This is a genomic window from Pseudaminobacter salicylatoxidans, assembly GCF_003148475.1.
In the GTDB taxonomy this organism is placed as follows: Bacteria; Pseudomonadota; Alphaproteobacteria; order Rhizobiales; family Rhizobiaceae; genus Pseudaminobacter; species Pseudaminobacter salicylatoxidans.
This window is the reverse complement of the sequence record NZ_QGGG01000015.1, coordinates 103,098-114,724: the sequence shown is the minus strand read 5'-3', so window position 1 is coordinate 114,724 and position 11,627 is coordinate 103,098. Positions and strand designations below refer to the sequence as shown.

At 62.0% G+C, this 11,627-nt stretch carries 8 protein-coding genes; 1 reads left to right on the top strand and 7 read right to left on the bottom strand.

All coding sequences use genetic code 11. The features are described from left to right. Positions 1–96 precede the first annotated feature (96 nt). The 5 genes from C7441_RS19090 to C7441_RS23860 form a co-directional block, all read right to left on the bottom strand. The gene (locus C7441_RS19090; protein WP_244916203.1) at positions 97–294 is read right to left on the bottom strand and encodes a hypothetical protein; all 198 of its coding nucleotides are present in this window, start codon (positions 292–294) and stop codon (positions 97–99) included. A gap of 171 nt (positions 295–465) precedes the next feature. Continuing rightward, a protein-coding gene (gene prfB / locus C7441_RS19085; protein ID WP_109614233.1) for a peptide chain release factor 2 occupies positions 466–1,597 on the bottom strand; the annotation gives its coding sequence in 2 pieces (ribosomal slippage) (positions 466–1,530 and positions 1,532–1,597; 1,131 coding nt in all). A gap of 127 nt (positions 1,598–1,724) precedes the next feature. Then, a complete protein-coding gene (locus C7441_RS19080; RefSeq protein WP_109614232.1) occupies positions 1,725–4,187 on the bottom strand; it encodes a penicillin-binding protein 1A in 2,463 nt (820 codons plus the stop codon). A gap of 213 nt (positions 4,188–4,400) precedes the next feature. Beyond that, positions 4,401–5,633 carry an N-acetylmuramoyl-L-alanine amidase gene (locus C7441_RS19075; protein ID WP_425326601.1) on the bottom strand — a complete coding sequence of 411 codons (1,233 nt, stop codon included), beginning with the start codon at positions 5,631–5,633 and terminating at the stop codon, positions 4,401–4,403. 286 nt (positions 5,634–5,919) lie between these two features. Next, positions 5,920–6,165, bottom strand: coding sequence for a hypothetical protein (locus C7441_RS23860; RefSeq protein ID WP_146201530.1), 246 nt, complete (start codon positions 6,163–6,165; stop codon positions 5,920–5,922). 119 nt (positions 6,166–6,284) lie between these two features. Between C7441_RS23860 and C7441_RS19070 the strand changes: the two genes are divergently transcribed. Then, on the top strand, positions 6,285–9,356 hold the full coding sequence (locus tag C7441_RS19070; protein ID WP_109614230.1) for an Rne/Rng family ribonuclease: 3,072 nt from the start codon (positions 6,285–6,287) through the stop codon (positions 9,354–9,356). Between the two features lie 107 nt (positions 9,357–9,463). Here the strand turns inward: C7441_RS19070 and C7441_RS19065 are convergent, their stop codons facing one another. Both C7441_RS19065 and C7441_RS19060 read right to left on the bottom strand, forming a co-directional pair. Continuing rightward, on the bottom strand, positions 9,464–10,393 hold the full coding sequence (locus tag C7441_RS19065) for a glutaminase (RefSeq protein WP_109614229.1): 930 nt from the start codon (positions 10,391–10,393) through the stop codon (positions 9,464–9,466). 22 nt (positions 10,394–10,415) lie between these two features. Then, on the bottom strand, positions 10,416–11,564 hold the full coding sequence (locus C7441_RS19060) for a pyridoxal phosphate-dependent aminotransferase (RefSeq protein WP_109614228.1): 1,149 nt from the start codon (positions 11,562–11,564) through the stop codon (positions 10,416–10,418). Positions 11,565–11,627: the final 63 nt, after the last annotated feature.

Sequence of the window (11,627 nt, the reverse complement as noted above, 5' to 3'; positions counted from 1 at the left end):
CGATCATCAGATGCTGGCCTCCATTCCAGCCACCATCTTGAATCACAAAATCAGCAAACAGGGAATCCTGACGATTCAATCAAGCCGTGAACCGCTCTAGCCTTCCGGCCGCTCGCTGACGGCCTTGTCCGGTACCTCGCGGCAGTCGATTCCCGAGCAGCAGGCAGTCGGATAGTCCCAGCCGGATTTCGCCTGATGGGCAAGGCTGGGTGAAACGGAAGACGCGAGCAGACCGAGTGACGTCAAGGCACCCGTGCAGAAGACATATCGGGGCCAGTTTGCCGAGCAGAACATGAGATGCTCTCCAAAGGTTCCCCCTCTGAAAAAGCCTCGCCCAGCCGATTAACGAAGGATCGCGCCCGATTGTTCCCGCCTTTTCGGTGCGAAGTGCGTACTGAATCCCCGGGAAACAAAAGAGGCCGCCGGGTTGTCCCTGGCGGCCTCGAACTTCAACCCGAAGTGGAATCAGTCGATGTCGGCAACCGCCTCACCTGAGTTCCCCTCGATCCGCTGGGACAGCGAAGCTTCCATGAATTCATCCAGGTCGCCGTCGAGAACGCCTTGCGGATTGGTGTTTTCCACGCCGGTGCGCAGGTCCTTCACCAACTGATAAGGCTGCAGCACATAGGAGCGGATCTGGTGTCCCCAGCCGATATCCGTCTTGGAAGCAGCGGTGGCATTGGCGGCCTCCTCACGCTTCTTCAACTCTTCCTCATAGAGACGAGCCCTCAGCATGTTCCACGCCGTGGCGCGGTTCTTGTGCTGGGAACGCTCCTGCTGGCAAGCCACGACGATACCTGTCGGGATGTGCGTGATACGCACCGCCGAGTCGGTGGTGTTGACGTGCTGGCCGCCCGCGCCCGAAGCGCGATAGGTATCGATGCGCACCTCGGATTCGGACACTTCGATGTCGATGGAATCGTCCACCACCGGATAGACCCAGACGCTCGAAAACGACGTATGCCGCCGCGCGTTGCTGTCATAGGGCGAGATGCGCACCAGCCGATGCACGCCCGACTCCGTCTTCAGCCAGCCATAGGCGTTGTGACCCTTGATGAGCAGAGTGGCCGACTTGATGCCGGCCTCTTCGCCCTCATGGACCTCCAGCACCTCGACCTTGAAACGGCGGCGTTCGGCCCAGCGCGTGTACATGCGCAGAAGCATCGACGCCCAGTCCTGGCTTTCGGTGCCGCCAGCGCCGGCATGCACTTCCAGGTAAGTGTCGTTTGTGTCGGCCTCACCCGAAAGCATGGTTTCGATCTGACGGGCCTTCACCTCGCCCGAAAGCGAGCGGATCGCCGCTTCCGCTTCCGAGACGATGCTTTCATCGCCCTCTTCCTCGCCGAGTTCGATCAGGCCCATATTGTCATCCAAAGCCCGTGACAGACCGGTGATGGCGTTGATCGAATCGTCCAGACTCTGACGCTCGCGCATCATTTTCTGGGCTTCCTGCGGGTCGTCCCAAAGGCTGGAATCCTCGGAACGCATGTTCAGGTATTCAAGCCGCTTTAGAGCCTGATCCCAGTCAAAGATGCCTCCTCAGCAGGCTTATGGCCTGCTTGATTTCATCGACAAGCTTTTCGGTTTCTGCACGCATGGCAGCTTTCCAGTCCTTTCGGCATAGATAGGGAGTGATTTGGCGCGGAACATAGGCAGGCATCCCTGCCCTGTAAAGCAAAATGGGCCAGCTTTCGCAGCCGGCCCATCCTTGCGTGTTCGGCTCGTCAGTAGAGGCCGCCGCCGCCCTGACTGATGGCCTCGCTGGCGCGTGGCGACAACGCCTCGCCCGAACCGTTGGAGCCATCCTCGCCCATGCCGATGACCCAATAACTATCGGCCGGACCGGTGCCTGGCTTGAAGGCTTCCATGATCGTGTCCGGATCGCCCGGATTTGCCTGCATGCCGGTCTTGCGGTTGATGGCGATCAGCTTCATGCCTTCCGGCACCTTGAATTCCGCCGGCGGCACGCCCTTCATGGCGTCCGTCATGAATTCCTTGAAGATCGGGGCGGCCAGGCCGCCGCCGGTCGCGCCCTTGCCCAGCGGCTGCGGCTTGTCATAGCCCATATAGAGGCCCACAACGATGTTGGGCGTGTAGCCGATGAACCAGGCATCCTTCTCGTCATTGGTGGTGCCGGTCTTGCCAGCGATCGGACGGCCGAGTTCCCTGAGCGTACCGGCAGTGCCGCGAATGACCACGCCTTCCATCATCGACGTGATCTGGTAGGCCGTCATCGGGTCGAGCACCTGTTCGGAATTGTCGATCAACGTCGGCTCTGCCGCCCCGTCCGACCATTCGCCGGTATCGCAGCCCTCGCAGCCGCGCTCGTCATGCTTGTAGACGGTCTTGCCGTAGCGGTCCTGAATGCGGTCGATCAGCGACGGCTTGATCTGGCGGCCGCCATTGGCCATCACCGAATAGGCCGAGACCATGCGCATGACCGTGGTTTCGCCGGAACCGAGCGACATCGCCAGGTGCTGGGGCATCTTGTCGTAAACGCCGAAGCGCTCCGCATATTCAGCCACCAGCTTCATGCCCATGTCGTTGGCAAGGCGAACGGTCATCAGATTGCGCGAACGCTCGATGCCGGCACGCAGCGTCGAGGGGCCGGCGCCTTTGCCGTCATAGTTCTTCGGCGACCACACCGTGTTGCCGATATGGATGGTGATGGGGCCATCCATGATGACCGAGGCAGGCGTATAGCCGTTGTCCAGCGCCGCCGAATAGACGATCGGCTTGAAGGAGGAACCCGGCTGACGCATGGCCTGCGTGGCGCGATTGAACTCGGACTGCGAATAGGAGAAGCCCCCCACCATCGCCAGCACGCGGCCGGTATGGGGGTCCATGGCAACGAGACCGCCCGACACCTCCGGCGGCTGGCGCAGTATGTAGCGGTTTTCCGAGCCATCCTTCTTTTCCACGAAGACGACATCGCCGGATGACAGCACATCGGCGGGGGAATTCGCTTTCACGCGCTTGCCGTTCACCATATGGCGCATGGCGAAGCTCATGTCTTCCTTGGCGACCGTGCCTTTCACGCGCTCTTCGACGAGCGCGCCGGAGGCCTGACGCTCAGGCTGCAGGCCGATGGTCAGGCCGGAAGCCGAGCTGTCGAGCACGACTGCGACCTGCCATTCGGGTATGTCGCTCAGGCGCTTTACCTCGCCGAGCTTCACGCCCCAATCGCCGGACATGTCGTCGATATGCGTCACCGGCCCACGATAGCCGCGCAGCGTATCGAATTTGATCAGGCCGTGCTGCATGGCCTTGCGGGCAAGCCGCTGAAGCTTCGGGTCGAGCGTGGTGCGCACCGACAACCCGCCCTCATAAAGGGCGTTCTCGCCATAGCGAGCGATGATCTCGCGGCGCACTTCCTCGGTGAAATACTCGCCCGCGAACACATAGGAGCCGTTGCGGCGCAGATTAACGCCCAGCGACTGGGACTTTGCCTTGCCGCCGTCCTCGCGCGAGACATAGCCATTCTCGACCATCTGGTCGATCACCCAGTTGCGACGCTCCAGCGCGCGATCTGTGTGGCGGAAAGGATGATAATTCGAGGGTCCTTTCGGCAGCGACGCCAGATAGGCGGCCTCGGCCACGGTCAGTTCGTTCACCGACTTGTTGAAATAGGTCAGCGCGGCACCGCCGACACCATAGGCGCCCATGCCGAAGAAGATCTCGTTCATATAGAGTTCGAGAATGCGATCCTTCGAATAGGCGCGCTCGATGCGGAAGGCCAGGATCATCTCCTTGACCTTGCGCTCATAGGTCTGGTCCGAGGTCAGCAGGAAGTTCTTGGCCACCTGCTGGGTGATGGTGGATGCACCCACCTGACGACGGCCGGACCCCATGTTCTGGAAATTCGTGACAATCGCACGGACCAGACCGGTCACGTCGATGCCGGGATGATTGTAGAAATTCTTGTCCTCGGCCGACAGAAATGCAGCCTTGACGCGATCCGGAATAGCCTGGATCGGCAGGAACAGGCGACGCTCGCGCGCGAACTCGCCCATCAACCCACCGTCGGAAGCGTGAATTCGGGTCGTTACCGGGGGCTCGTAGCGCGCCAGCACCTCATAGTCCGGCAGGTCTTTCGTCAGGTGACTGACATACAGCGCCACCCCTGCCGCAACCAGCAATGCCAGCATGGTGCCGATGCCAAAGAAATAGCCGATTAGACGAATCATGCCCGCTCCAGTCCGAGATTCGGGAATTCCTCTGCAAAAAAGCAGCACACTGCAAGGCGCCAGACCATCCCGATCCGCTAAGGCGCAGCAATGTCGCCCCGATGTGGGCAAAATGGGGCAAATCTGTCCGGCCGTGCCGAATATGCCGCATTAAGCTGCACGGTGTTGTGCCTGTGCAACGCCCGATAGCAGATAGATAGCGCACATAGCGCCTTATCCACCCACCGCCATTCTGGCGGCGGCGAAAGCGTCTACCGCCCTGGCGATACTTTCGGCTGCTTTGCCACGCCAGTCGGGATCGCGCAACTGTTCTTCATCCTCCGGATTGGACAGATAACCGAGTTCGATGAGAACAGACGGCACATCGGGAGCCTTCAACACCCGGAAACCGGCCGAACGATGCGGATTGTTGATGAGGCCGACCGTGTCCGACAGTTCGCCCACCAGCGAATGCGCAAATTTCAGCGAGAAATTGTGCGTTTCGCGACGGATCAGTTCGATCAGGATGTCGGCCACTTCGTGGTTTTCCTCCTCTATCTCGATGCCTGCGAGCTTGTCGGAAAGATTTTCGCGATCGGCCAGGGCCTGTGCCTCAGCATCGGACGCCTTGTCGGAGACGGTGTAGACCGTCGCCCCCCGAATTCCTTTCAGGCGGATCGTGTCGGCATGAATGGAGATGAACAGGTCGGCCTCGTGCTGGCGGGCGATGCGCACGCGCTCATCCAGCCGCAGGAACTCGTCCTTGTCCCGCGTCAGGTAGACGTCGTACTTGCCCTCGCCGACAAGACGCTCCCTGAGCTGGCGCGAGAAGGCAAGCGTAATCGATTTCTCAACCGTGCCGTGCAGTCCCTCCGCGCCGCCGTCGATACCGCCGTGACCGGGGTCGATGACGATGGTGAAACGCTTCTCGGCGCGCTTTTCCTGAATTGCGGGCTCTGCTCCGGGCGTCGTGGTCGACCCGGTGGTCTGCGCCTGCACGGCCAGCGCTTCCTCGAACTGTCGCTCCGACGCAGCGGTGAGATCAATGGAAAGACGATAGCCCGGCGTGTCTTCGTTTGCCGCGATGTCCACCTTGTCCACGACGAACGGGCCCTTGGTGGCAAGGATGAGACGCGAAGCCCCCTCGCCGATCCGGCCGTAACGAACGCTGCGGATCAGGCCACGCGCCTTCAACTCCTTCGCATCGAGGGAGAAATGCGCATCGGGAAGATCGATCACCAGCCGGTGGGGTCCGCGCAACAGGAACCATCTGGGTTCCGGTTCACGGTCGAAATTCATGACCACACGCATATGCGCGGCATCCCCGGCCATCTTGTAGCTCGTCACTTCGAGCGGCGCGGCTGTAGCGGAAACGATCGTGACGCCCGTCAGTCCGGCCAGCAGAAAGACCAAAAGGAAGACGTAGGAAACGACCCTCCGCCGGACATCAGCAAGTCTGATTTCCACTGTTCACGCACCCTGTACACGATCGTTGCGCCGAATATGCATTGGCCGCAAAGGCCCGAATTCGGATTAACGATTGGTATCCGGATAAGGTTAACCAAGCCTTTTCGAGCGTGCTCCACAGCCTTTTCGTGTGGTGCAACGGCTTTTGCCGACAACAGAAATCAGGGTTGCGTTGAACCCCGGCAGATCATAAAAGCGACATTGGACCATCGCAATGCCTGGAACTGTAACGGCGCAGTTTCCATATTCGGTCAAGCGACGAAACAGCTCCAATCGCGGCGGCGATTCAAGGGCGTGAGATGGTCGCGACGGATTTCGTGAAGATGTTTCCGCGGATGCGGGACTTCTTGGCGCGAGGAAAACGGCCGGGACGGATCATGTCCTGCGCCGGCTCAACAGGAGCAAAACAAAGCTGGTCCGGTTTTCCGGGCTTTGGTTCAAAGTGGTCCGCAAGGGTACCGATGATTTCGAGCGCAATTCCGGAAAGGGTCGCACATGACCGCGCCAAGTGGGCAGCGGGCGTCTCTTCCATGGCGCGACGGTATCCACCTACGGGCTTTCAAGCGTCCGGCACGCCTCTCCCCCCCCATACATGGCAGCGCGTTTCGCTGTCACTGACGCGGTTGGCGGCGGCCGGCAGGAAACAAGATAATGCCCAACAAGATGTTAGTAGACGCCTCCCACCCGGAGGAAACACGAGTTGTTGTCGTTCGCGGTAATCGCATCGAAGAATTTGATTTCGAATCTCAAGACAAGAAGCAACTCAAAGGAAACATCTATCTCGCTCGCGTAACGCGCGTAGAACCCTCACTTCAGGCAGCTTTTGTCGAATATGGCGGAAACCGGCACGGCTTCCTGGCCTTCAGCGAAATTCACCCGGATTATTACCAGATCCCCCTGGCGGATCGTCAGGCGCTGTTGCGTGCCGAGGCCGAGGACGCCGAGGATGACGACGACAGCAACGGGAATGGAAATGGCGACGGCGATGAGCGCCACGAGCGCGGCCGCCGCAAACGCCGGCGCGGCAAGAATCGCGGCCGCAACGGCAATGGCGACGGCACGCAGCATGCCGCCGAAGGCGAAGAAGCTTCGGCAGACGGCGATTCCGACGAGCCGGTCGAAATCGGACAAGAGGATGCGACCGAAGAAGCCCCGGCCCTGAACGAGACGGCCGGCGAGGAGCCGGCGGAGGCCAGCGAAGAAACCGATCCGGCGGAACCGCAGGAGGCCGCAACGGTCGCAGACGATGCGGCAGGCACGGCAGGTGCTTCCGAAGAAAACTCTTCCGACCAGGACGAGGCGTCCGACGAAGAGCACAAGGGAGAATCCGGTCCATCGTCCATGGCAGCGGCCATCGTCGCCGATGTCGTGTCGGAGCCGGCAACGGCGTCCACCGAAGATGGCACGGTCACGAGCGATGACGGTCACGCCGAAGACGAGCAGCACGGCCATGTCGAGGAAGTCAACAGCTCGCACGACGACGATCACGGCATCGAGGTCGTCGGCGCCGAGGACACGATGGAAGAGATGCGCAGCAGCCGCAAGCCGCTGCGCCGCCACTACAAGATCCAGGAAGTCATCAAGCGCCGCCAGATTCTGCTGGTGCAGGTGGTCAAGGAAGAGCGCGGCAACAAGGGCGCGGCGCTGACGACCTATCTGTCGCTGGCCGGCCGCTATTCCGTGCTGATGCCCAACACCGCGCGCGGTGGCGGCATCTCGCGCAAGATCACCAACGCCCAGGACCGCAAGCGTCTGAAGGAGGTCGTGCAGGAACTGGAAGTGCCGCAGGGCATGGGCGTGATCCTGCGCACCGCCGGCGAAAGCCGCACGCGCGCCGAGATCAAGCGCGACTACGAATATCTGATGCGCATGTGGGAAAACGTCCGCACGCTGACCTTGCAGTCGGTCGCCCCGGCGCTCGTCTATGAGGAAGGCAGCCTCATCAAGCGTTCGGTGCGCGACCTCTACAACAAGGACATCGACGAAATCCTTGTGTCCGGCGAGGAAGGCTATCGCGAGGCGAAGGATTTCATGCGGATGCTGATGCCGAGCCACGCCAAGGTGGTTCAGCCTTATCGCGACGCGACGCCAATCCTTGCCCGCAACGGCATCGAAGCGCAGCTCGACCGCATGCTGCAGCCGCAGGTGACGCTGAAATCCGGCGGCTACATCATCATCAACCAGACCGAGGCGCTGGTCGCCATCGACGTCAACTCCGGCCGCTCGACCAAGGAGCACTCGATCGAGGACACCGCGCTCCAGACCAATCTGGAAGCGGCTGAGGAAGTGGCGCGCCAGCTTCGCCTGCGCGACCTTGCCGGGCTCATCGTCATCGACTTCATCGACATGGAGGAGAACCGCAACAACCGTGCGGTCGAGAAGAAGCTCAAGGATTGCCTGAAGAACGACCGCGCGCGCATCCAGGTCGGCCGCATCTCGCATTTCGGCCTCATGGAGATGTCGCGCCAGCGCATCCGCGCCAGCGTTCTGGAATCCACCATGAAGCCCTGCCCGCATTGCGGCGGAACGGGGCATGTCCGCTCGGACTCGTCGGTGGCGCTGCTGGTGCTGCGCGCGATCGAGGAATTCCTGCTGAAGGATGCGCGTCACCACATCACGGTGCGCACGCCGGCCGCCACGGCTTTCTACGTGCTCAACCACAAGCGCAGCACGCTGGTGGAACTGGAGCAGCGCTTCGGCCTGACCATTTCCTTCGAGCCGGATGATACGCTCGGCTCGCAGCATTATGCGATCTCGCGTGGCGCAGTGGTCGAAAAGCCGGTCGCGCCGCAGCACGTGCTGCCGACCACCACCTATATCGAGCCGGAAGAGGTCGAAGACGAGATCATCGTCGAGGAAGAGGACGAGGAACTCGAGCAGCAGGCAACGCACGCCGATAAGGCGGAGGATGAAGAGCATCGCGACCGCAAGCGGCGCAAGCGTCGTCGCCGGCGCGGTGGCAAGGATCGTGACCGCGAACATGCTGCCGAGGACGCCGCTGCTTCCGATGACATCGAGGTGTCCGAGGGCGAAGAAACCGCCGAACCTGCCGAGGCGGAAGCCGTCGCGGATGGTGAGGAAGGCGAGCGCAAGAAGCGCCGCCGTGGCAAGCGTGGCGGACGCCGCAGCCGCAAGGACGAGGCAGAGCTTTCCGCCGACGATGAGACATCCTCGGATGAGACCGAAGGTGAACCGGAGTTGGCTGAGGCTGGAGAACACGCAGCAGCAGCAGAGGCCGTTGCCGTAAGCGAGGCCGCCGTCGAAGAGCCTGCCGCCGACCAGGACACAACGGAAAGCGTCGCGGAACCGGCTGAAGCCGTGGCTGAAACCGCCCCGGCGGAAGAAGCGCCGGCGGAGAAGCCCAAGCGGGCACGTCGCACGACACGCACGAAGAAGGCAGCCGCCGACGAAGCCGTGACCACGGCCGAACCGGTCGCCGCCGAAACGACCGAGGCACCGGTGAAGGAAAAGCCGGCACGCAAGCCGAGGACCACGCGCCGCAAGGCGGCGGCAGCCGAGCCCGCGCCTGCACCGGAAGCCCCGGAAACGCCGGCGGCGGAGCCGGAAGCCGCGTCTGAAGAAGCGGCCACGCCTGTCCAAGCCGAACCTACGCCGGCTGAATCTTCACCGGCCGAGCCGGCGAAGCCCACGGAAGAGCCGCAGGCCGAAGCTGACGACAAGCCCAAGCGCACCGGCTGGTGGCAGCGCAAGAGCTTCTTCTGAAAGGGCTGAAGATCTGAAACCGAAAATCCCGCGCATCGCATGATGCGCGGGATTTTTCTTGGATAGCTATTCGGGAGGCTCGCCCTCCGGGGGCTGTCGCGCTTCCTTCAGGGGGCGAAGACCGACCAGTTCATCGCCTTGGTCAACTTTTCCAGTGCGATCGAGCCCAGCCTGGAATTTCCGTTTTCGTTAAGGCCCGGCGACCAGACGGCAATCGACGCCACGCCCGGCACGATGCCGATTATTCCGCCACCCACGCCGCTCTTGCCCGGAATGCCGACGCGAAATGCGAAATCCCCGGAGCCGTCATAGTGGCCGCAGGTCAGCATCAGCGCCAGGATGCGCCGTGCCCGCTCGGCCGAGACAACCGAGTGACCGGTTGCAGGGTTGCGCCCTTCATGTGCAAGGAATTGCGCGGACAGCGCCAGTTGGCGGCAGCTCATGGCGATGGCGCAATGGTGGAAATAGACGCCCAACGCCAGTTCGGGCTCGTGCTGGAGGTTGCCGAAGGCGCGCATGTAGTTGGCCAGCGCGAAATTGCGGTAGCCCGTCGCGCGCTCGGAGGCAGCGACCTCGCGATCTATGGCAATGCCGTCGTCATCCGCCAGGAACTGGATGAAGCGCAGTATCTCGCCAAGCGCCTCGCGCGGCTGGTGGCCAGCCAGCAGCACGTCCGTGACGACGATAGCTCCGGCATTGATGAAGGGATTGCGCGGAATACCCAACTCATGCTCGAGCTGGACGATGGAATTGAAGGGGTTGCCGGAAGGCTCGCGACCTACCCGCCGCCACAACGCGTCGCCCACCTTGCCGAGGGCCAGCGTGAGCGTGAACATCTTGGAAATGCTCTGGATCGAGAAGGCTTCGTCGGCGTCCCCGGCTGTGATCACCCGGCCGTCATTCAGTGCGACTGCGATGCCGAATCGGTCCGGATCGATTTTGCGTAGCTGCGGGATATAGTCGGCGACCTCGCCGCGATCGGTTCTGGCCGCCATTTCCTCCGCCAGAGCGGGCAGCACCTCTTCCAGTTCCGCCACGGCACTCGCCTCTCTGCCTGTGCTATTTCAGCCAGTTTTCGATCCGGGCTACCGCCTCGACCATTTCGTCATGACTCCCCGCATAGGACAGGCGCATGAAGCGATGGCCGGCAAGCGTGTCGAAATCACGTCCCGGCGTTGCCGCCACATGTGCCTGCGCCAGCATGCGGCGTGCAAACTCCATGCTGTCATTGGTCAGACGCGAAACATCGCAGAAAGCGTAGAAAGCCCCGTCCATGGGGGCTGCGAGCGCAAAGCCAAGCTCCGGCAGGCGTCGCATCAGCAGCTCGCGATTGGCCGCATAGCGCGCCTTCACCGCCTCCAGCTCGGGCGTTGCCGTAAAGGCCTGCGCGGCTGCCACCTGCGAAAGCTCCGGGGCGGAGATGTAGAGGCTCTGCTGTATCCGCTCGACAGGCCGCACCAGTTTTTCGGGCAGAACCATCCAGCCGATGCGCCAGCCGGTCATGCAATAATATTTCGAGAAAGAGTTGATGACGGTCACGTCATCACTCAGGGAAAGTGCCGTGATGTCCGGACCGGAATAGGCAAGACGGTGATAAATCTCGTCGGAAATGACTGAAATGCCGAGCTTTTCGGCTTTCGCGACCAGTTCTCCCAGCTCCTTTTCGGGGACAATCGCGCCGGTCGGATTGGCGGGACTTGCGAAAAGCACGCCCTTCAGGGGCCCTGCCTTGTGCGCCGCCTCAAGGTGGTCGGCGGTCAGATAGGCTGCGCCGTCAAGCTCGATCTCGGCCACGTCGAGACCGAGCGCGGCCATGATGTTGCGGTAGGCAGGATAGCCGGGCGCTGCGATTGCGACCTTGTCGCCGGGATCGAACATGGCCAGAAACGCCAGGTTGAATGCCGCCGACGAACCGGTGGTGACGGCGATGCGCGCCGGCGATACCTCCACGCCATAGTGTTCGACATAGTGCGCGGCAATCGCCTGCCGGAGCGCCGCGGTGCCGAGCGCATCGGTATAGCCGATACGGCCATCGCGCAGTGCCCGCGCCGCCGCTTCGCGCACGGCCTGCGGCGCCGGATCGGAAGGCTGGCCGACCGCCATCGAGATTACCGGCACGCCCTGTGCCTTCAGGCGATTGGCCTCGGCCAGAACGTCCATGGCGTGGAATGGCTCCACCTCGCCACGTTTCGAAAGCGCAACAACCATTATTTCAATCCAACTCTTTTCGCGATCAAATAGGGCATGCGCCGCACAAATGCCCGATTGGTG

What these genes read in the sequence shown, in the direction of transcription:
- C7441_RS19090 (WP_244916203.1), bottom strand. Translation starts at nt 294, where the DNA reads ATGTTCTGCTCGGCAAACTGGCCCCGATATGTCTTCTGCACGGGTGCC.
- C7441_RS19080 (WP_109614232.1), bottom strand. Translation starts at nt 4,187, where the DNA reads ATGATTCGTCTAATCGGCTATTTCTTTGGCATCGGCACCATGCTGGCA.
- C7441_RS23860 (WP_146201530.1), bottom strand. Translation starts at nt 6,165, where the DNA reads ATGGAAGAGACGCCCGCTGCCCACTTGGCGCGGTCATGTGCGACCCTT.
- C7441_RS19070 (WP_109614230.1), top strand. Translation starts at nt 6,285, where the DNA reads ATGCCCAACAAGATGTTAGTAGACGCCTCCCACCCGGAGGAAACACGA.
- C7441_RS19060 (WP_109614228.1), bottom strand. Translation starts at nt 11,564, where the DNA reads ATGGTTGTTGCGCTTTCGAAACGTGGCGAGGTGGAGCCATTCCACGCC.